The sequence below is a fragment of the Enterobacter cloacae complex sp. ECL352 genome, from assembly GCF_020149545.1.
GTDB classification, from domain to species: Bacteria; Pseudomonadota; Gammaproteobacteria; order Enterobacterales; family Enterobacteriaceae; genus Enterobacter; species Enterobacter asburiae_B.
In genome coordinates, this window is record NZ_CP083709.1 from 4,237,577 (window position 1) to 4,256,386 (window position 18,810).

23 protein-coding genes and 1 other annotated feature are annotated in these 18,810 nt (G+C 54.0%); of the genes, 15 read left to right on the top strand and 8 right to left on the bottom strand.

Annotation, left to right across the window (positions count from 1 at the left end; genetic code table 11):
* Positions 1–2: 2 nt before the first annotated feature.
* From tcyP to hxpB, 3 genes are all read right to left on the bottom strand, one after another.
* On the bottom strand, positions 3–1,394 hold the full coding sequence (gene tcyP, locus LBF07_RS20785) for a cystine/sulfocysteine:cation symporter (protein WP_008500667.1): 1,392 nt from the start codon (positions 1,392–1,394) through the stop codon (positions 3–5).
* A 127-nt stretch (positions 1,395–1,521) separates the two neighbouring features.
* Positions 1,522–2,112 (bottom strand): metal-dependent hydrolase, encoded by a 591-nt coding sequence (locus LBF07_RS20790; protein ID WP_014883483.1) that lies wholly within the window; start codon positions 2,110–2,112, stop codon positions 1,522–1,524.
* 101 nt (positions 2,113–2,213) lie between these two features.
* The gene (gene hxpB, locus LBF07_RS20795) at positions 2,214–2,885 is read right to left on the bottom strand and encodes a hexitol phosphatase HxpB (RefSeq protein ID WP_032657872.1); all 672 of its coding nucleotides are present in this window, start codon (positions 2,883–2,885) and stop codon (positions 2,214–2,216) included.
* A gap of 148 nt (positions 2,886–3,033) precedes the next feature.
* On the opposite strand from hxpB, the gene LBF07_RS20800 reads away from it, so the two are divergent.
* Positions 3,034–3,570 (top strand): YniB family protein, encoded by a 537-nt coding sequence (locus LBF07_RS20800; RefSeq protein WP_023311291.1) that lies wholly within the window; start codon positions 3,034–3,036, stop codon positions 3,568–3,570.
* 35 nt (positions 3,571–3,605) lie between these two features.
* On the opposite strand, the gene LBF07_RS20805 is transcribed toward LBF07_RS20800, so the two are convergent.
* The 3 genes from LBF07_RS20805 to pfkB form a co-directional block, all read right to left on the bottom strand.
* Positions 3,606–4,466 (bottom strand): fructosamine kinase family protein, encoded by an 861-nt coding sequence (locus LBF07_RS20805; RefSeq protein ID WP_029740438.1) that lies wholly within the window; start codon positions 4,464–4,466, stop codon positions 3,606–3,608.
* Positions 4,467–4,571: 105 nt separating this feature from the next.
* Entirely contained in the window at positions 4,572–4,862 is a 291-nt protein-coding gene (ghoS, locus tag LBF07_RS20810) for a type V toxin-antitoxin system endoribonuclease antitoxin GhoS (RefSeq protein WP_033145271.1), read from the bottom strand.
* Between the two features lie 106 nt (positions 4,863–4,968).
* Entirely contained in the window at positions 4,969–5,901 is a 933-nt protein-coding gene (gene pfkB / locus LBF07_RS20815; RefSeq protein WP_094935159.1) for a 6-phosphofructokinase II, read from the bottom strand.
* Positions 5,902–6,196: 295 nt separating this feature from the next.
* Between pfkB and LBF07_RS20820 the strand changes: the two genes are divergently transcribed.
* Positions 6,197–6,955, top strand: a complete 759-nt coding sequence (locus tag LBF07_RS20820; protein WP_033145273.1) for a YdiY family protein — start codon at positions 6,197–6,199, stop codon at positions 6,953–6,955.
* 80 nt (positions 6,956–7,035) lie between these two features.
* On the opposite strand, the gene yniD is transcribed toward LBF07_RS20820, so the two are convergent.
* On the bottom strand, positions 7,036–7,143 hold the full coding sequence (gene yniD, locus LBF07_RS20825) for a small membrane protein YniD (protein ID WP_008500658.1): 108 nt from the start codon (positions 7,141–7,143) through the stop codon (positions 7,036–7,038).
* Between the two features lie 98 nt (positions 7,144–7,241).
* Positions 7,242–7,514, bottom strand: a complete 273-nt coding sequence (gene yncL, locus LBF07_RS24780; protein WP_080338151.1) for a stress response membrane protein YncL — start codon at positions 7,512–7,514, stop codon at positions 7,242–7,244.
* 142 nt (positions 7,515–7,656) lie between these two features.
* Between yncL and thrS the strand changes: the two genes are divergently transcribed.
* The 13 genes from thrS to LBF07_RS20895 all read left to right on the top strand — a co-directional run bounded on the left by thrS (position 7,657) and on the right by LBF07_RS20895 (position 18,803).
* Positions 7,657–9,585 carry a threonine--tRNA ligase gene (gene thrS / locus LBF07_RS20835; protein ID WP_008500657.1) on the top strand — a complete coding sequence of 643 codons (1,929 nt, stop codon included), beginning with the start codon at positions 7,657–7,659 and terminating at the stop codon, positions 9,583–9,585.
* A gap of 3 nt (positions 9,586–9,588) precedes the next feature.
* Positions 9,589–10,131, top strand: coding sequence for a translation initiation factor IF-3 (gene infC, locus LBF07_RS20840; RefSeq protein ID WP_014069901.1), 543 nt, complete (start codon positions 9,589–9,591; stop codon positions 10,129–10,131).
* A 97-nt stretch (positions 10,132–10,228) separates the two neighbouring features.
* Positions 10,229–10,426, top strand: a complete 198-nt coding sequence (rpmI, locus tag LBF07_RS20845) for a 50S ribosomal protein L35 (RefSeq protein WP_003030583.1) — start codon at positions 10,229–10,231, stop codon at positions 10,424–10,426.
* Positions 10,427–10,476: 50 nt separating this feature from the next.
* The gene (gene rplT, locus LBF07_RS20850; protein WP_000124850.1) at positions 10,477–10,833 is read left to right on the top strand and encodes a 50S ribosomal protein L20; all 357 of its coding nucleotides are present in this window, start codon (positions 10,477–10,479) and stop codon (positions 10,831–10,833) included.
* 117 nt (positions 10,834–10,950) lie between these two features.
* Positions 10,951–11,075: a sequence feature (Phe leader region), on the top strand.
* Positions 10,956–11,000 carry a pheST operon leader peptide PheM gene (gene pheM, locus LBF07_RS20855; RefSeq protein WP_001386830.1) on the top strand — a complete coding sequence of 15 codons (45 nt, stop codon included), beginning with the start codon at positions 10,956–10,958 and terminating at the stop codon, positions 10,998–11,000. It overlaps the preceding feature by 45 nt.
* Before the next feature lie 62 nt (positions 11,076–11,137).
* Positions 11,138–12,121, top strand: coding sequence for a phenylalanine--tRNA ligase subunit alpha (gene pheS / locus LBF07_RS20860; RefSeq protein WP_094935160.1), 984 nt, complete (start codon positions 11,138–11,140; stop codon positions 12,119–12,121).
* 15 nt (positions 12,122–12,136) lie between these two features.
* Positions 12,137–14,524, top strand: a complete 2,388-nt coding sequence (pheT, locus tag LBF07_RS20865) for a phenylalanine--tRNA ligase subunit beta (RefSeq protein WP_094935161.1) — start codon at positions 12,137–12,139, stop codon at positions 14,522–14,524.
* 4 nt (positions 14,525–14,528) lie between these two features.
* The gene (gene ihfA, locus LBF07_RS20870; protein ID WP_003857805.1) at positions 14,529–14,828 is read left to right on the top strand and encodes an integration host factor subunit alpha; all 300 of its coding nucleotides are present in this window, start codon (positions 14,529–14,531) and stop codon (positions 14,826–14,828) included.
* Between the two features lie 103 nt (positions 14,829–14,931).
* Entirely contained in the window at positions 14,932–15,912 is a 981-nt protein-coding gene (btuC, locus tag LBF07_RS20875; protein WP_094935162.1) for a vitamin B12 ABC transporter permease BtuC, read from the top strand.
* Positions 15,913–15,946: 34 nt separating this feature from the next.
* On the top strand, positions 15,947–16,498 hold the full coding sequence (locus LBF07_RS20880) for a glutathione peroxidase (protein WP_094935163.1): 552 nt from the start codon (positions 15,947–15,949) through the stop codon (positions 16,496–16,498).
* On the top strand, positions 16,498–17,253 hold the full coding sequence (gene btuD / locus LBF07_RS20885; RefSeq protein ID WP_087822412.1) for a vitamin B12 ABC transporter ATP-binding protein BtuD: 756 nt from the start codon (positions 16,498–16,500) through the stop codon (positions 17,251–17,253). The genes LBF07_RS20880 and btuD overlap by 1 nt, the downstream gene beginning before the upstream one ends.
* A gap of 74 nt (positions 17,254–17,327) precedes the next feature.
* On the top strand, positions 17,328–17,792 hold the full coding sequence (locus LBF07_RS20890) for an NlpC/P60 family protein (RefSeq protein WP_008500650.1): 465 nt from the start codon (positions 17,328–17,330) through the stop codon (positions 17,790–17,792).
* 294 nt (positions 17,793–18,086) lie between these two features.
* Positions 18,087–18,803, top strand: coding sequence for an EAL domain-containing protein (locus LBF07_RS20895; RefSeq protein WP_032657851.1), 717 nt, complete (start codon positions 18,087–18,089; stop codon positions 18,801–18,803).
* Positions 18,804–18,810: the final 7 nt, after the last annotated feature.

Here is an 18,810-nt window from a genome sequence, read left to right on the forward strand (position 1 = left end):
GTTTAACGGTGCGCCAGCTCGGCGTCGTCTTCACTTTCCAGAATCGCTTTGTCGGTCTGCTTCAGCCACTGGCTGGTCAGCGTACCGGCGGTCATGGAGCCGCTTACGTTCAGCGCGGTACGGCCCATGTCGATCAGCGGCTCAACGGAGATCAGCAGCGCGACCAGCGTCACGGGCAGGCCCAGCGCGGGCAGCACAATCAGCGCGGCGAAGGTTGCGCCACCGCCAACGCCCGCAACGCCTGCGGAGCTTACGGTAACAATCCCGACCAGCGTGGCGATCCAGACCGGATCCAGCGGGTTAATCCCAACGGTAGGGGCGACCATCACGGCCAGCATCGCCGGATACAGACCCGCACAGCCGTTCTGACCAATGGTGGCACCAAAGGAGGCAGAGAAGCTGGCGATGGATTCAGGCACGCCCAGACGGCGGGTTTGCGCTTCAACGTTCAGCGGAATAGACGCGGCGCTGGAACGGCTGGTGAAGGCAAAGGTCAGTACCGGCCAGACTTTACGGAAGTATTTCAGCGGGCTGACGCCGTTTACGCCCAGCAGGATGCCGTGCACCACGAACATAATGCCCAGGCCCAGATAAGAGGCGACAACGAAGCTGCCCAGCTTAATGATGTCCTGCAGGTTAGAGCCGGCAACCACTTTGGTCATCAGCGCCAGCACGCCGTAAGGCGTCAGCTGCATCACCAGACGCACCAGCTTCATCACCCAGCTTTGCAGGGTATCAATCGCGGTCAGCACGCGTTCGCCTTTAGGCGCGTCGTCTTTCAGCAGCTTCAGCGCCGCTACGCCCAGGAACGCGGCGAAAATAACCACGCTGATGATCGAGGTTGGGCTCGCACCGGTCAGGTCAGCAAACGGGTTCTTCGGAATGAAGGAGAGCACCATCTGCGGCACGGTCAGATCAGCCACTTTACCCACGTAGTTGGTTTGAATCGCGGTAAGACGCGCCGTTTCAGCGGTACCCTGAACCAGACCTTCTGCGGTCAGGCCAAACAGGTTGGTGACCAGCACACCCACCAGCGCGGCAATCAGCGTGGTGAACAGCAGCGTACCAATGGTCAGGAAGCTGATTTTTCCCAGCTGAGTGGCATTATGCAGGCGGGCAACGGCGCTCAGAATAGAGGCGAACACCAGCGGCATAACGATCATCTGCAGCAGCTGGACATAGCCGTTACCGACGATGTTGAACCACTGAATAGAATCTTTCAGAACTGGATTATCGGAGCCATAAATTGCCTGTAATGCCAGACCAAATACGACACCCATGGCCAGACCAACCAGCACTTTTTTCGCCAGGCTCCACTGTTTGTGGCGCGCCTGCGCGAGAAGCAATAGCAATACAACGAACACAACGACGTTCGCGATGAGTGGAAAATTCATCCCCGTTCTCCTGATTTATTATTGGGTCGGTTTTTACCGATCCTGTTGGCGGAAGGTTAGCAGAAGTGTGATGTAGCGCTTATATCCAAATGGAATGGGTTATGACAAATAGGATAATTTTGTTGGTTTACTGTTCAATCTGGTGATGAATAAAGCGATTGAACTGAAATTGCAGCGAATTAATCATCTGGGATGACCAGCGAACTGCACTGTTTTCGGGCAATGTTTGCGGCATCCAGACGGCGTAAGCAAATAGCGCCATGCACAATACGCGCTCAAGCTGGTTTCCTTTCTGCGGTGCGAGGATGGGAAAACGGAAACGCCAGCGGCAGGGCCAAAGCAGCGGCACGCCCGCAGGCGTCAGCATATCGGCGAGAATATGGCTTAAATAGCCCAGCACCATCCCCTGGATGGCATCGGCGGGGACTATCCAGCTTTCGGGCACCTTCAAATAGAAAAGCGTCAGCAGGCCAAACACGGCCAGCAGGCTGTGCGTAAACCCCCGGTGGCCGAACGCGCGGGCGATGGGTTTCGACACCCACTTCAGGCGTTGTCCGAGGAAGGACTTGGGGTGGTCAATGTCGGGCAGCAGACAGGTCAATACGGCGGAAGGGACAATATGCCACCAGTCCCCCTGTGCCAGCACGGGGGTGAGTTCAGCGTTTTTGGCAAATACTGCGCACGCAATAGAAAAAAGCAGGTGGCCTTCCGCCGTCATGATAAAACCCACAAAACTGTCAATTCATACAGTATAGGGTTTTTATACAGTAGGCGGAAGAGGTGACGGTGTAACTGTTTGTCACAAACCGGAGAAGGGCGTTAACCGCCCTGCAGATGATGCACCGTGAGTTCTGCCAGCGAGTTAAGCTTAACGTCGGCGAGGGCAAACCGGGGGTCGTGACGGCCTTCTTCAGCGGGCACCACAATGGAGCGCATCCGTGCAGCCTTCGACGCCACCATACCGTTAACGGAATCTTCCAGCGCAACGCAATTGAGGGGATCCAGGCCCAGCTTTGCGGCGCAGTCCAGATAGACCTGCGGGTGCGGCTTGCTGTAAGGCAATTTTTCAGCGGACGCCAGCGCGTCGAAACTGTCGCGCAGTTCAAACATCGTGAGCACTTTTTCCAGCATATGCAGCGGTGAAGCCGAGGCCAGTCCGACCTTCAGCCCCTGGGCTTTACACAGCGCGACGGCCTCACGTACGCCGGGTAGCAGCGGCCTGTTCTCTTCCACCAGAGAAATGGCGCGGCTGATAATGCGTGCGGTCACCTCATCGCGATTGGGACCTACCCAAGGCTGTTGGGCAAACCACAGGTCAACCACCATATCGATGCGCAGGCCCAGCGTATCGGGAAGTTCATTACGGCGGCTGATATCCACGCCGAGGCTGGCCATAACGTCCAGTTCGGCGCGATCCCACAGCGGTTCGGAATCGATCAGTAATCCATCCATGTCAAAAATTGCGGCAAGAATTTGGCGCGGTGTCGACATCACAACGTCTCCTTATCCAGGGTGTTCGACAGACGATACGTGCTAAGCACACTCTGCAATTTAGCATATTGCTTTTAAAGAGCGGGCGAAATTGATGACCAGCAGGTAGACTTAGGCACAAATAACGCGTCTTTATGAAGAGGAACTGATGACGTATCAACAAGCTGGACGCATTGCGGTCTTAAAACGTATTGCTGGCTGGGTGATTTTTATTCCTGCCGTCATTTCTACGCTGATTTCTGTACTCAAATTTATGTACGACCACAGCGAAAAACAGCCGGGTATCAATGCGGTAATGCTTGATTTCGCTCATGTCATGATTGAGATGATGCGTTTTAATACGCCATTTTTGAATGTCTTCTGGTTTAACTCACCTACCCCGGATTTTCATCAACAGCTGAATATCGGCTTTTGGGTGATATATGCCCTGATCTTTGTCGCGCTGGCATTACAGGCCTCTGGCGCGAGAATGAGTCGCCAGACGCGCTTTTTACGCGAAGGCGTTGAGGATCAGTTGATTCTGGAGCAGGCCAAAGGCCCGGAAGGAATGAGTCGGGAGCAGATTGAATCCCGCATTGTTGTGCCGCGTCACACCATTTTCCTGCAAATTTTCCCGCTCTACATCTTGCCCGTGATTATCATTGTGGCGGGATACTTCTTCTTCTCACTGCTCGGTTTTCTGTAAGCAATAAGGGTGGCGGCAAGGCCACCCTTATCTTCTCAGGCGGCAAGCATACGCTCGAGTGCCCGCTGCGCGTTAACAAGGTGTTCTCCGCCAAAAAGAATGGCACGGTTCATCAGCGTATAAAGCTGATACACCGGCTGGCGGTCGAGGAAACCGGGCGGGAGGGGGGAAACAGACTGGTATCCGTCGTATATTTGCGGCGGCTGCTCAGGATGAAGCGGCAGCATGGCAAGATCGCACTCTCTGTCACCCCAGTAGCAGGCCGGGTCAAAGATGTACGGGCCGTTGGGACCCAGCGCGCAGTTATTGGACCACAAATCGCCGTGCAGCAGAGACGCCTGAGGCTGGTGGGATGCCAGACGCTGTTGAACGTGCTCGACGATGGCGTCGATATTGCCAAACTCCAGCCCTTTCTCGGCGGCCAGCTCAAGCTGCCAGCCAATGCGCTGCTCGGCAAAAAATGTCGACCAACGACGCTGCCAGGCATTGGGCTGTGGCGTGGTGGAGAGATCGTTGTCAAAGTCGAGACCAAACTGCGGCTGGTCGCTCCATTGATGCAGGCGCGCTAACTGTTGGCCAAGGATGAACGCATTATGGGCATCCAGCGGGCGGGCGGGGAGATATTCCATTACCAGGAAGCTGTAGTCGCGGTCGCTCCCCACGGCCAGAACCTGCGGGACCGTGACCGTTTTACTGCGGGACAACAGCTCCAGCTGGTCGGCTTCGGCGGTAAATATTGGAAGCAGCTCTCGCTCATCGCATTTAACGAAGAGATCGCGCCCTGCGTAGCGTAAATGCCACGCGGCGTGGATCTCACCGCCTGGCAGTTCGTTACGCAGTTCAATTTCACCTTCACCCAGCTGCTCACGTAAAAGATGACTGATAGCCTGCCACATGTTGTCTCTCCCATGTTGTCTGCCAGATCATAAAGTTAGCGCATAACTGCGGTAAAAAAATACGAACTAACGCACACCTGAGCGGTTTAAATTCATACAGCGCACTTATTGTTCTTTTTTCCGCCAGCTTTCCCAGGTATCCACGTCAATTTCGGCAGGCTTGTCGGTCACGCTCTCCACCAGACTGGCGGCCAGCGCATGAACCTCTTCCTGACTCAGGGCGCCGATCAGACCAAATGTCAGGGTGCCTAAATCATGAATGTTGCCCTCGTCATCCGTCAGCGTGAGGAGAAAATTAGCGCGGGTGAAAGCATTGTTGAGCTCATTCAGCTCGGTCAGCGATGCTTCATGAAGGTTGATGGTCACGACGTAGCGTGTGATGTCACCACTGCTCATAATTCACCTCATTGTTATCATGGAAGTTTTCTTAGCATAGTCGATAGTTTGCGTTTGGCGACTCAGAGACGACATTCCCCTCCGTAAAGACGAAGGGGAAGAGGGGTTAATTTCGGGACAGGTAATCGACGATTTTTTGCGTATCGGCGAGCGAACAGAGACGCGTGCCCTGGTTGATGGTGGCGGCACTACCCGCCGCCACGCCGTAGCGGGTCATTTCGAGCAGAGACGCGCCCTGCGCCAGTTTTAGCGTCATCGCACCCACCATGCTATCGCCCGCGCCAACCGTGCTCTGGCTCTTCATCGGCGGTGGGACAACCTGAACGAATGACGATTCATCGACTGCCAGCGCCCCCTGAGGGCCAAGGGAGACGACTACGCGCCGCGCTTTGCCGCTTCGCACCAGCTCCTGCGCGGCGGTGCGCACATCATCAGGCTGCGTCAGTTCGCGGTTGACCAGCGCGCTTAACTCTTTCTGGTTGGGTTTGACCAGCTCCAGATTGCCCGGCACCAGGGCCGCCTGCAGGGCCTCGCCGCTGCTGTCGACAATGCAGCGGATGCCGCGCTGCTGCGCGGCCTGAATCAGCGCCGTTAATTTTTCCGTGCTTACGCCGGGCGGCAGGCTGCCGCTTATCACCAGCAGCGCGCCGCTCTCTATCGTCAGCACTTTTTCTTCAAGCTGACGAAACTCGTCATCGCTGAGTTTCGCGCCCGGCATGACAAAACGGTACTGCTCGCCGCTTGATTCTACGTGGACATGCAGGTTTTGCCGCGTCCAGTCTTTGGCCTCAACGGTTTCAACGGCCACCTGTTCATCGGCCAGCAGAGAGACCAGGTGTTCACCGGTAGCACCGCCTGCGGGGAAAATTGCCGTGGCTTTGCCGCCGAGGTGTGTAATGGCGCGCGCCACGTTGATCCCGCCGCCGCCGGGCTCAAAGACCGGGGCGCTGCAGCGCAATTTACCTTCCGGGTAAATCTGCGGCGTCAGGGTGGCGGAATCCAGGGAAGGGGAGAGCGTCAGAGTATAAATAGAAACCATCATTACCTCCTTTTAGCATGGGTTCTTATTAGCCTGGCACCATTTGTCAGGAAGGCAATGTAAATAACAGTATGATTTTAAATATGAATGCTGACGAAAAGTGAGGCGGGGGATATATAAAATAAAACGCTTTTTGAGATCGTTCTTATTCAAAAAATGAAATAAGAAAACATTGCTATGTTATTTGCGGCTTTTTATAATTTGTTACCTTTCTCTGGACGCCTTGTCATTGATCCTCAAGAAAGATTCCGGGACCGTGTGGTCTCTTTTTTTGTTGTACGGACTCCTTAATAAAATGAAGCTTTTAAAGACAGTGCCCGCTGCACTGATGCTGGCGGGTGGCGTGTTTGCGGCTATGAACGCGACCGCTGATGATACCGTTTTTACTGTCATGGACGATCCTTCCACCGCGAAAAAACCGTTTGAAGGTAACCTGAACGCCGGATACCTGGCACAATCCGGTAACACGAAAAGCTCTTCTCTGACGGCGGACAGTACGCTCACCTGGTACGGTAATACCACCGCCTGGTCTCTGTGGGGTAATGCCAGCAACACTTCCGCTAACGACGAACGTTCTTCCGAGAAGTATGCGGTAGGCGGACGTAGCCGTTACAACATGACCGACTATGACTACCTGTTTGGTCAGGCAAGCTGGTTAACCGACCGGTACAACGGTTATCGCCAGCGCGATGTATTCACCGCCGGTTATGGTCGCCAGTTCCTGAACGGTCCGGTACACAGCTTCCGTTTTGAATTCGGTCCGGGTGTGCGTTATGACGAGTACACCAATGGCGATACCAAAACCCAACCGCTCGGTTACGCTTCCGGTACCTATGCCTGGCAGATGACTGACAACACCAAATTTACCCAGGGTGTTTCTGTATTTGGTGCCGACGATACGACGCTGAACTCTGAGACGGCGCTGAACGTGGCTATCAACGAACACTTTGGCCTGAAAGTCGCCTACAACGTGACCTGGAACTCTTCACCACCAGAATCTGCACCGGATCATACCGACCGCAGAACCACGGTTTCACTGGGTTATAGAATGTAATAAAAGCGGGCCGATGATGATGTCGGCCCGTTTATTGTCTGCGGTCTTTTGACGTCCCTTCTGATGACTTGTCTTCGCCCCTAGCCCCAAATCATTGCCGCCCAACGGAGTAGCAGCATTGCGCCGCAGATGGCAATCAGCACCAGCACCATTTTCCAGTGTTTTACGGCAAATCGTTTAGTTGGCATAACCTAATCCTTGTTGGTTGATATCCCCAGTCTACCAAACAGGGCCGAAATATGCCCCTTCTCAGGAACGATTGGGTTATGCCAGCGTAGGGTTCGGCTCAGAACCAGTGGAATCGTTCGGCGAGAATCAACAATAAACCTGTGGCGGAAAGGATGTTCAATATCACAACCGTTCTACTGGATACGTTCATGGTATGCACCTTTGGGTTTATAGACCTGTTCAAGAGTAGCCCAGCATCTTTGAAATGCGAGCGCAGGGGAGAAGCAACCTGCAAATTCGTGCGAAAGCGCCAGCCCATCAATCTGGCCGCAGAGGGTGCAATCTCCTTGCCGTTAGTGTTAACATTACGTCGCTTGCCGTAAATCCACATTAATCTGAATTCGGCTGGTGAATGATGACGAACCAATTTGACGATTGTTGGTCAGATGGTGTCGTAATCTATTGTCAAATCACGATTATTTTCTTTGTATATGCTCTTATGTGTGGGGCATCACTGCAAATAAGGATATAAAATGCCTGTAATTACTCTTCCTGATGGCAGCCAACGCCATTTCGACCGTGCTGTTAGCCCAATGGATGTTGCCCTGGACATTGGTCCTGGCCTCGCGAAAGCGACTATCGCTGGCCGCGTTAACGGTGAGCTGGTGGATGCTTCCGATCTGATCGAAAACGATGCGACGCTTGCAATCATCACCGCGAAAGACGAAGAAGGTCTGGAGATCATTCGTCACTCCTGCGCGCACCTGTTAGGCCATGCCATCAAACAGCTGTGGCCAAACACCAAAATGGCGATCGGTCCGGTTATCGACAATGGTTTCTACTACGACGTTGACCTTGACCACACCCTGACTCAGGAAGATATCGACGCGCTCGAAAAACGCATGCACGAGCTCGCCGAAACGAACTATGACGTCATCAAGAAGAAAGTCAGCTGGCACGAAGCGCGTGAAACCTTCGTGAAGCGCGGCGAGAGCTACAAGGTCTCTATTCTTGACGAAAACATTTCGCATGATGACAAGCCTGGCTTGTACCATCACGAAGAATACGTCGACATGTGCCGTGGACCTCACGTGCCGAACATGCGCTTCTGTCATCACTTTAAGCTGATGAAGATCGCAGGCGCCTACTGGCGTGGCGACAGCAACAACAAGATGTTGCAGCGTATCTATGGTACCGCGTGGGCCGATAAAAAAGCCCTGAACGCGTACCTGCTGCGCCTGGAAGAGGCGGCGAAGCGTGACCACCGTAAAATCGGTAAGCAGCTTGACCTGTACCACATGCAGGAAGAAGCGCCGGGCATGGTGTTCTGGCATAACGACGGCTGGACTATCTTCCGTGAACTGGAAACTTTCGTACGCTCCAAGCTGAAAGAGTACCAGTATCAGGAAGTGAAAGGCCCGTTCATGATGGACCGTGTGCTGTGGGAAAAAACCGGCCACTGGGACAACTACAAAGATGCGATGTTCACCACCTCGTCTGAGAACCGTGAATACTGCATCAAGCCAATGAACTGCCCGGGCCACGTTCAGATCTTCAACCAGGGTCTGAAGTCCTACCGCGACCTGCCGCTGCGTATGGCGGAGTTCGGTAGCTGCCACCGTAACGAGCCATCAGGTGCGCTGCACGGTCTGATGCGTGTTCGTGGCTTTACTCAGGATGATGCGCATATCTTCTGTACTGAAGATCAGGTCCGTGACGAAGTTAACGCCTGTATTCGTATGGTCTACGATATGTACAGCACCTTTGGCTTCGAGAAGATCGTAGTCAAACTCTCAACGCGTCCGGAAAAACGTATCGGTAGCGATGAGACATGGGATCGCGCAGAAGCGGATCTCGCCGTGGCGCTGGAAGAGAACGGCATTCCGTTCGAATACCAGCTGGGCGAGGGCGCATTCTACGGTCCGAAAATTGAATTTACCCTGTATGACTGCCTCGATCGCGCATGGCAGTGCGGTACTGTACAGCTGGACTTCTCCCTGCCGCAGCGTTTAAGCGCCTCTTATGTTGGCGAAGACAACGAGCGTCAGGTACCGGTAATGATTCACCGTGCAATTCTCGGTTCTCTGGAGCGCTTCATCGGCATCCTGACCGAAGAGTTCGCTGGCTTCTTCCCAACCTGGCTTGCGCCAGTGCAGGTCGTGGTGATGAACATTACCGATTCTCAGGCGGATTACGTTAAAGAATTGACGCAGAAACTACAAAATGCGGGCATTCGCGTAAAAGCAGACTTGAGAAATGAGAAGATTGGCTTTAAAATCCGCGAGCACACTTTACGTCGTGTCCCGTATATGTTGGTCTGTGGTGATAAAGAGGTGGAAGCAGGCAAAGTTGCCGTTCGCACCCGCCGTGGTAAAGACCTGGGCAGCCTGGACGTAAGTGAAGTGATTGAGAAGCTGCAACAAGAGATTCGCAGCCGCAGTCTTCAACAACTGGAGGAATAAGGTATTAAAGGCGGAAAACGAGTTCAAACGGCACGTCCGAATCGTATCAATGGCGAGATTCGCGCCCAGGAAGTTCGCTTAACAGATCTTGAAGGTGAACCACTGGGGATTGTGAGTCTGAGAGAAGCGATCGAAAAAGCTGAAGAAGCTGGAGTAGATTTAGTTGAAATCAGCCCTAACGCCGAACCGCCAGTTTGTCGTATCATGGACTACGGCAAGTTCCTTTATGAAAAGAGTAAGTCTTCTAAGGAACAGAAGAAGAAGCAAAAAGTTATCCAGGTTAAGGAAATCAAATTCCGTCCTGGTACCGACGATGGCGATTATCAGGTAAAACTCCGCAGCCTGATTCGCTTTCTGGAAGATGGCGATAAGGCCAAGATCACACTGCGTTTCCGCGGTCGTGAGATGGCCCACCAACAGATTGGTATGGAAGTGCTTAACCGCGTCCGTGACGATCTGAGTGAACTGGCAGTAGTCGAATCCTTCCCTACGAAGATCGAAGGCCGCCAGATGATCATGGTGCTCGCTCCTAAGAAGAAACAGTAAGGCCTTCAAGCAGCAAAATCTGTGGAGCCTTCGGGTTTCATAGGTTTTGTTCGCCTATGTTTCGTTTATTTAACAATGCGAAGTGGAAGTTATTAAGATGCCAAAAATTAAGACCGTACGCGGTGCTGCTAAGCGCTTCAAAAAAACCGGTGGTGGTGGATTTAAGCGTAAGCACGCAAACCTGCGTCATATTCTGACCAAAAAATCTACTAAGCGTAAACGTCACCTGCGTCCAAAAGGCCTCGTTTCTAAAGGCGATCTGGGTCTGGTTATCGCGTGCCTGCCGTACGCATAAGCCGTTAACGTTTAATTTTTTACTAAGAATATAGATACAGGAGAGCACATATGGCTCGCGTAAAACGTGGTGTAATTGCACGTGCACGTCACAAGAAAATTTTGAAACAAGCTAAAGGCTACTACGGTGCGCGTTCACGCGTATACCGCGTTGCCTTCCAGGCTGTTATCAAAGCAGGTCAGTACGCTTACCGTGACCGTCGTCAGCGTAAGCGTCAGTTCCGTCAACTGTGGATTGCGCGTATCAACGCAGCAGCACGTCAGAACGGTATTTCTTACAGCAAATTCATCAACGGCCTGAAAAAAGCCTCTGTTGAAATCGACCGTAAGATCCTGGCTGACATCGCAGTATTCGACAAAGTAGCGTTCACCGCTCTGGTCGAAAAAGCGAAAGCAGCACTGGCATAAGCCAGTTGAGAGAGGGGGCTTTGCTCCCTCTTTTCATTTAACACCATCAGAAGATTGACATTTATCCGTCCAGGCTTTTCAATAAGGTCTCAACGGCTTTTACCAGACAAGGTAACGCAAGCATGAATGCTGCTATTTTCCGCTTCTTCTTTTACTTTAGCACCTGATTTCAGGAGGCTAGCGCGTGAAAGATGAAACGAAAAACAGCGCCAGATAAGCCTCCCGATGGAGGCTTTTTTTGTGCCTGAATTTGAGAGAATAACTCCACCAAATCGGTGTCTGCACCGACATAATGAGGAAAATCATGTCACATCTCGCAGAGCTGGTTGCCAGTGCAACAGCCGCCATTAATCAGGCCTCAGATGTTGCCGCGTTAGACAATGTCCGCGTCGAATATCTTGGGAAGAAAGGGCACCTGACCCTTCAGATGACAACCCTGCGTGAGCTGCCGGCAGAAGAACGCCCGGCAGCAGGTGCGGTGATTAACGAAGCCAAAGAGCAGGTACAGCAGGCGCTGAACGCGCGTAAAGCCGAGCTGGAAAGCGCGGTGCTGAATGCGCGTCTGGCCGCAGAGACGATCGACGTTTCTCTGCCGGGTCGCCGTATCGAAAACGGTGGTCTGCATCCGGTTACCCGCACCATCGATCGCATTGAAAGTTTCTTCGGTGAGCTCGGCTTTACCGTGGCGACTGGCCCGGAAATCGAAGATGATTACCACAACTTCGACGCCCTGAACATTCCTGGCCATCATCCGGCACGCGCTGACCACGACACTTTCTGGTTCGACGCTACGCGTCTGCTGCGTACTCAGACCTCCGGCGTTCAGATCCGTACCATGAAGGATCAGGAGCCGCCAATCCGCATTTACGCGCCGGGCCGCGTCTATCGTAACGACTACGATCAGACCCACACGCCAATGTTCCACCAGATGGAAGGTCTGATTGTTGATAAAAACATCAGCTTCACCAACCTGAAGGGCACGCTGCACGATTTCCTGAACAACTTCTTTGAGGAAGATCTGCAGGTTCGTTTCCGCCCGTCCTACTTCCCGTTCACCGAACCGTCTGCGGAAGTTGACGTGATGGGTAAAAACGGCAAATGGCTGGAAGTGCTGGGCTGCGGCATGGTGCATCCAAACGTGCTGCGCAACGTGGGTATCGATCCGGAAGTTTACTCCGGCTTTGCTTTCGGCATGGGCATGGAGCGTCTGACCATGCTGCGTTACGGCGTGACCGACTTACGTGCATTCTTCGAAAACGATCTGCGTTTCCTCAAACAGTTTAAATAAGGGCAGGACAGAACAATGAAATTCAGTGAACTGTGGTTACGCGAGTGGGTGAACACCACGCTGGACAGCGACGCGCTTTCTAACCAGATCACCATGGCAGGTCTGGAAGTCGACGGCGTTGAGCCGGTTTCCGGTGCCTTCAACGGCGTGGTCGTTGGCGAAGTGGTCGAGTGCGGCCAGCACCCGAATGCTGACAAACTGCGCGTAACAAAAGTAAACGTGGGCGGTGACCGTCTGCTGGATATCGTCTGCGGTGCGCCAAACTGCCGTCAGGGCCTGAAGGTGGCCGTGGCGACCGTCGGTGCGGTGCTGCCGGGTGATTTCAAAATTAAAGCGGCTAAGCTGCGCGGCGAGCCGTCTGAAGGCATGCTGTGCTCCTTCTCCGAGCTGGGTATTTCCGACGATCACAACGGCATTATTGAGCTGCCGCTGGATGCGCCAATCGGCACCGATATCCGTGAATACCTGAAGCTTGATGACAACACCATCGAAATCAGCGTCACGCCAAACCGTGCCGACTGCTTAGGTATCATCGGCGTGGCGCGCGACGTGGCCGTGCTGAACCAGACCGAACTGAACGCGCCGGACATCGCGCCGGTTGAAGCGACCATCAGTGACGTGCTGCCTATCCAGGTTGACGCTGCGGATGCTTGCCCGCGCTACCTCGGCCGCGTGGTGAAAGGCATCAACGTGAAAGCGCCAACTCCGCTGTGGATGAAAGAGAAGCTGCGCCGCTGCGGTATCCGCTCTATCGACGCCGTGGTTGACGTGACCAACTACGTTCTGCTGGAGCTGGGCCAGCCAATGCACGCGTTCGATAAAGATCGTATCGACGGCGGCATCGTTGTGCGCATGGCGAAAGAGGGCGAAACCCTGGTTCTGCTCGACGGCAGCGAAGCGAAACTGAACGCCGACACCCTGGTGATTGCTGACCACAGCAAAGCGCTGGCAATGGGCGGTATCTTCGGTGGCGAGCACTCAGGCGTGAACGACGAGACGCAAAACGTCCTGCTGGAATGCGCGTTCTTCAGCCCGCTCTCCATCACCGGTCGCGCACGCCGTCACGGCCTGCATACCGATGCCTCTCACCGCTACGAGCGCGGCGTTGACCCGGCGCTGCAGTACAAAGCGATGGAACGTGCGACCCGCCTGCTGATCGACATCTGCGGCGGTGAAGCGGGGCCGGTTATCGACGTCACCAACGAAGCGGCCCTGCCGAAGCGTGCGACCATCACCCTGCGCCGCAGCAAGCTGGATCGCCTGATTGGTCACCACGTTGCCGATGCGCAGGTAACCGACATCCTGAAACGTCTGGGCTGTGAAGTAACCGAAGGCCAGGACGAATGGAAAGCCGTTGCGCCATCATGGCGTTTCGACATGGAAATTGAAGAAGATCTGGTGGAAGAAGTGGCCCGCGTTTACGGCTACAACAACATCCCTGACGAGCCTGTCCAGGCAGGTCTGGTGATGGGCACCCACCGCGAAGCCGACCTGTCTCTGAAGCGTGTGAAAACCATGCTGAACGACAAAGGCTACCAGGAAGTGATCACCTACAGCTTCGTTGATCCAAAGCTGCAGCAGCTGATCCACCCGGGTCAGGAGGCGCTGATCCTGCCAAGCCCAATTTCCAGCGAAATGTCCGCGATGCGTCTGTCTCTGTGGACGGGCCTGCTGGGCACTGTCGTTTATAACCAGAATCGCCAGCAAAACCGCGTGCGAATTTTCGAAAGCGGTTTGCGCTTTGTACCGGATAATCAGGCAAATTTAGGCATCCGTCAGGATCTCATGCTGGCTGGCGCCATCAGCGGCAACCGCTATGAAGAGCACTGGGACCTGGCAAAAGGCACGGTTGATTTCTACGATATGAAGGGCGATCTGGAAGCGATTCTGGATCTGACCGGTAAATTATCTGAAATTGAATTCCGCGCAGAAGCTATCCCGGCCCTGCATCCTGGCCAGAGCGCAGCGATCTATTTAGACGGCAAACGCGTTGGTTTTATTGGGGTTGTTCACCCTGAGCTGGAGCGTAAGCTGGACCTGAACGGCCGTACCATCGTGTTCGAGCTGGAATGGAACCCGGTGGCTGACCGCGTTATTCCTCAGGCTCAGGACGTCTCCCGCTTCCCGGCAAACCGCCGTGATATCGCGGTTGTGGTCGCGGAAAATGTGCCTGCAGCAGATATTTTGGCCGAATGTAAGAAAGTTGGCGTAAATCAGGTAGTTGGCGTAAACTTATTTGACGTGTACCGCGGCAAGGGCGTAGCAGAAGGTTTCAAGAGCCTCGCTATTAGCCTTATCCTTCAGGATACCAGCCGTACACTCGAAGAAGAGGAGATTGCCGCTACCGTCGCCAAATGTGTAGAGGCATTAAAAGAGCGATTCCAGGCATCATTGAGGGATTGAACCTATGGCGCTTACAAAAGCTGAAATGTCAGAATATCTGTTTGATAAGCTTGGGCTTAGCAAACGGGATGCCAAAGAGCTGGTAGAGCTGTTTTTCGAAGAGATCCGTCGTGCTCTGGAAAATGGTGAGCAGGTAAAACTCTCCGGTTTTGGCAATTTTGATTTGCGAGACAAAAACCAACGTCCGGGCCGCAACCCGAAGACGGGGGAAGATATTCCCATTACAGCCCGCCGCGTGGTGACCTTCAGACCCGGCCAGAAGTTAAAAAGCCGTGTCGAAAACGCAACGCCCAAAGCAGAGTAATATGAACTAACTAAAAAGGCCGCCCACGCGGCCTTTTTTCTTTGCGCTCTCCGGCAAACCCGCCGTAAAATCAATTACATCTCTCGCTACTAAAACCGTACCCATGCTTGATTATGCCCATCACCAGCACCGTTCCGATCGGCGTCACCTGCTTTTGCTGGTGCTGATGCTCATTGTCGCCGCGGGCGTGAGCCTCTGCGCGGGCGACAGATGGATCGGGCCTGAAAGCTGGTGGGGGCCTGACGGGCAGCTCTTCGTCTGGCAAATACGCCTGCCGCGCACCGTCGCGGTGGTTCTGGTCGGCGCCGCGCTGGCGCTGTGCGGCACCATAATGCAGGCGTTGTTTGATAACCCTCTGGCGGAGCCCGGGCTGCTCGGCGTGTCAAACGGCGCAGGCGTAGGCCTGATTGCGGCGGTAATGTTCGGCGGAGGAGAACTCTCCGGATGGAGTATTAGCCTGAGCGCTATCCTCGGCGCGCTGCTAATCACCGCGATCCTTCTTCGTTTCGCCAGACGGCACTTATCGACCAGCCGTCTGCTGCTTGCCGGCGTGGCGCTGGGGATCATCTGCAGCGCGCTGATGACCTGGGCGGTCTACTTCTCAACCTCCTTTGACCTGCGTCAGCTGATGTACTGGATGATGGGCGGCTTTGGAGGCGTTGACTGGCACCAGGGCTGGCTGATGGCGCTGCTGGTACCGGTCATCGTCTGGGCTGCCCTGCAGGCGCAGCCGCTGAATATGCTCGCGCTGGGTGAAACCTCTGCCCGCCAGCTCGGCATGCCGATTGGGTTCTGGCGTAATGTGCTGGTAATAGCCATTGGCTGGCTGGTCGGCGTCAGCGTGGCTCTGGCGGGCGCGATCGGCTTTATCGGGCTGGTGATTCCGCACATGCTGCGCCTGTGTGGCCTCACGGACCATCGGACCCTGCTTCCGGCCTCGGCGGTTGCCGGGGCCGCCACGCTGCTGGTGGCCGATATCATCGCCCGGCTTGCCCTGACGGCCGCCGAGCTGCCGATTGGCGTGGTGACCGCCACGCTGGGCGCGCCGGTATTTATCTGGCTACTATTAAAAGCTGGACGTTAAAACAACTAGCCGTAAGACAACCTGAGGGAATGCTATGCAGACTGATATCCTGAATACTGAAGTGACCACCATTGATGGCGTTAACACCACGCTGGAAGGCTACAAAGGCAACGTGCTGCTTATCGTCAACGTGGCATCCAAATGTGGCCTGACGCCGCAGTACGAACAGCTGGAGAACATTCAGAAGGCCTGGGAGAAAGACGGTTTCACCGTGCTGGGCTTCCCGTGCAACCAGTTCCTGGGCCAGGAGCCGGGCAGCGAAGAGGAGATTAAAACCTTCTGCAGCACCACCTATGGCGTGACGTTCCCGATGTTCAGCAAAATCGATGTCAACGGTGAAGACCGCCATCCTCTGTATGCGAAGCTGATCGCTGCCGCGCCGAAGGCCGTTGCGCCGGAAGGAAGCGGTTTTTATGAACGCATGGCCAGCAAAGGCCGCGCGCCGCTTTACCCGGACGATATCCTGTGGAATTTTGAAAAATTCCTGATTGGCCGCGACGGCCAGGTCGTTCAGCGTTTTTCGCCGGATATGACCCCTGAAGATCCGATCGTCATGGAATCGATCAAGCTGGCGCTGGCGAAATAATGTCGTTGCTGATGCAGCTCACGGACGTTGCCGAGCGGGGACGTCTGGAGCCGATAACCGGTACCATCAATGCGGGAGAAATCCTGCATCTTGTCGGGCCAAACGGTGCAGGGAAGAGCACGCTGCTGGCAAGGATGGCAGGCATGACCGTCGGAGAAGGGCAGATAACGCTGCTGGAGCATACGCTCGCCGACTGGTCACCGGTCTCGCTGGCGCATCGGCGCAGTTACCTCGTGCAGCAGCAGGTGCCGCCCTTTGCGATGCCGGTCTGGCACTATCTGATGCTGCATTTGCACGACAAACAACAGACGGCACTGCTGACGGACGTTGCCGCGGCCCTGGGGCTGGAAGATAAACTGTCCCGGCACGCCAGCCAGCTTTCCGGCGGAGAGTGGCAGCGGGTGCGCCTGGCGGCCGTCATTCTTCAGATCCACCCGGCAGGTAATCCTCACGGGAGAATGCTGCTCCTCGATGAACCCATGAGCGGTCTGGACGTGGCGCAGCAGGCGGCACTGGATACGCTGTTAAGCGCCCTGAGCCGAAAAGGTATCGCCGTGGTGATGAGCAGTCATGACCTCAACCACACCCTGCGTCATGCCCACCGGGTGTGGCTGCTGTCGCAGGGAAAGATGATCGCCAGCGGTGCGCGGGATCGGGTTCTTACGCCTCCCCATCTTGCCCGCGCGTACAACATGTCGTTCCGCAGGCTGGATATTGAGGGACATAAGATGCTGATTTCTACCGGGCAGACGTAACCGTTTCTTGCCTCTTAGCACAATTGCACGCTAAATTACGAAAAGAACAAAAAAAGCAGAGGATTCGTCTGAAAATGCGATTCTGGTTTCTCCTGATGGCCGCACTTTTTCTTGCGGGATGCAGTAGCCATCGTGCGCCGCCGCCTAACCCACGGCTTTCAGATTCGATCACCGTCATTGCCAGCCTCAACGATCAGCTGAGCAACTGGCGCGGCACGCCTTATCGCTACGGCGGAATGAGCCGCGGCGGCGTAGATTGTTCCGGCTTCGTTCTGATGACGTTCCGCGACAAGTTTGATTTACAGCTTCCGCGTGAAACGCGCAAGCAGGCCGAAATTGGCACTGAAATTGATAAAGACGATCTTCTGCCCGGGGATCTGGTTTTCTTCAAAACCGGATCGGGTGAAAGCGGTCTTCATGTGGGGATATATGATACAGACAATCAGTTCATTCACGCCTCGACAAGCCGCGGGGTGATGCGCTCTTCTCTTGATAATGTTTACTGGCGTAAAAATTTCTGGCAGGCACGACGTATATAGTCTTTGTCAGACACTTCTCTTATGACGGCATGGTCTCTAATAAATCATGCCGTTTTTTCTCAAATAAGATGCTTAAAGTTAAATTTATCTAAAATTAGCGAATCCTCCATGTGTCTGTTTTATCTAAAACTGGCTATTATTCGGCAACCAGGATAAAATTATTTTAGATTCAGGGATAAATCTGAAAATAAATACGGAACTAATGAAATTAATCTTATTAAAATCAAGACAGTGGAATTGTGTCGGCAATTGCTCCAGGATGTCCTCTCTCATCTTTAATGCGGAGCGAGTGCAATGATTATTACGCTAGATAATGCTTACCAGTCTGAACTGCTGCTTCTGCCTGCTCGTAATAGCGCAGGGGAGCTTAAAGGTTTAGAGGTTCTGGTTAACTTTACTGGCGTCGGCAGCGATGTGCGGATCCCCACTGAGCTCGTTATCCCTCGGCTTTCAGCAGCTGAAGAGTTAGTGCTGTTTAACGAAAAATTGCAATTGCTTGATACCTGTAAACTGTTTTTTATTCAGCATCAGTTAATTGCATGGATCAATATTACACCTGCAATAGTTGAATTTTTATTAAGTAATGGAAACGCTGTTTCAATCCTTGAGCGTTACCCGTTTCTTGAGTTTACTGTTAATGAGAATTATCCAGGTTTAAATAACGGAAAGGACGATCTGCAGCTGGCGAGAATGGCAATCCATTTCCCGTTGGTCCTGGCAAACTTTGGCGCAGGTGCCGCATCGCTCAAAGCGGTCTATGATGGATTATTTAAACGGGTTATTCTCGACAAAGGCTTCATTCAGCAGCGTGCCCCGGAGCTCTCTTTTGAGCCCTTTATGCGCGCCATCCTCTGGCAAATCACACCGCACTGCCAGTCAGTGATCGTCTCGGGCATTGACGACCACGGCCTGTTGCAACGCGTTTTGTCCTTCAATTTTGGCGCCATGCAGGGCGCACTCTGGCCAGCCGTCTCTGCGGAGCACGTTACATCGCTGGTTCAGCAGCGATAACCCTTGC

Bases quoted from the DNA above. Each gene is read 5' to 3' on its own strand.
- tcyP (WP_008500667.1), bottom strand. From the start codon at position 1,394: ATGAATTTTCCACTCATCGCGAACGTCGTTGTGTTCGTTGTATTGCTA.
- LBF07_RS20790 (WP_014883483.1), bottom strand. From the start codon at position 2,112: ATGACGGCGGAAGGCCACCTGCTTTTTTCTATTGCGTGCGCAGTATTT.
- hxpB (WP_032657872.1), bottom strand. From the start codon at position 2,885: ATGTCGACACCGCGCCAAATTCTTGCCGCAATTTTTGACATGGATGGA.
- LBF07_RS20800 (WP_023311291.1), top strand. From the start codon at position 3,034: ATGACGTATCAACAAGCTGGACGCATTGCGGTCTTAAAACGTATTGCT.
- LBF07_RS20805 (WP_029740438.1), bottom strand. From the start codon at position 4,466: ATGTGGCAGGCTATCAGTCATCTTTTACGTGAGCAGCTGGGTGAAGGT.
- ghoS (WP_033145271.1), bottom strand. From the start codon at position 4,862: ATGAGCAGTGGTGACATCACACGCTACGTCGTGACCATCAACCTTCAT.
- pfkB (WP_094935159.1), bottom strand. From the start codon at position 5,901: ATGGTTTCTATTTATACTCTGACGCTCTCCCCTTCCCTGGATTCCGCC.
- LBF07_RS20820 (WP_033145273.1), top strand. From the start codon at position 6,197: ATGAAGCTTTTAAAGACAGTGCCCGCTGCACTGATGCTGGCGGGTGGC.
- yniD (WP_008500658.1), bottom strand. From the start codon at position 7,143: ATGCCAACTAAACGATTTGCCGTAAAACACTGGAAAATGGTGCTGGTG.
- yncL (WP_080338151.1), bottom strand. From the start codon at position 7,514: ATGTGGATTTACGGCAAGCGACGTAATGTTAACACTAACGGCAAGGAG.
- thrS (WP_008500657.1), top strand. From the start codon at position 7,657: ATGCCTGTAATTACTCTTCCTGATGGCAGCCAACGCCATTTCGACCGT.
- rpmI (WP_003030583.1), top strand. From the start codon at position 10,229: ATGCCAAAAATTAAGACCGTACGCGGTGCTGCTAAGCGCTTCAAAAAA.
- rplT (WP_000124850.1), top strand. From the start codon at position 10,477: ATGGCTCGCGTAAAACGTGGTGTAATTGCACGTGCACGTCACAAGAAA.
- pheS (WP_094935160.1), top strand. From the start codon at position 11,138: ATGTCACATCTCGCAGAGCTGGTTGCCAGTGCAACAGCCGCCATTAAT.
- pheT (WP_094935161.1), top strand. From the start codon at position 12,137: ATGAAATTCAGTGAACTGTGGTTACGCGAGTGGGTGAACACCACGCTG.
- ihfA (WP_003857805.1), top strand. From the start codon at position 14,529: ATGGCGCTTACAAAAGCTGAAATGTCAGAATATCTGTTTGATAAGCTT.
- btuC (WP_094935162.1), top strand. From the start codon at position 14,932: ATGCTTGATTATGCCCATCACCAGCACCGTTCCGATCGGCGTCACCTG.
- LBF07_RS20880 (WP_094935163.1), top strand. From the start codon at position 15,947: ATGCAGACTGATATCCTGAATACTGAAGTGACCACCATTGATGGCGTT.
- btuD (WP_087822412.1), top strand. From the start codon at position 16,498: ATGTCGTTGCTGATGCAGCTCACGGACGTTGCCGAGCGGGGACGTCTG.
- LBF07_RS20890 (WP_008500650.1), top strand. From the start codon at position 17,328: ATGCGATTCTGGTTTCTCCTGATGGCCGCACTTTTTCTTGCGGGATGC.
- LBF07_RS20895 (WP_032657851.1), top strand. From the start codon at position 18,087: ATGATTATTACGCTAGATAATGCTTACCAGTCTGAACTGCTGCTTCTG.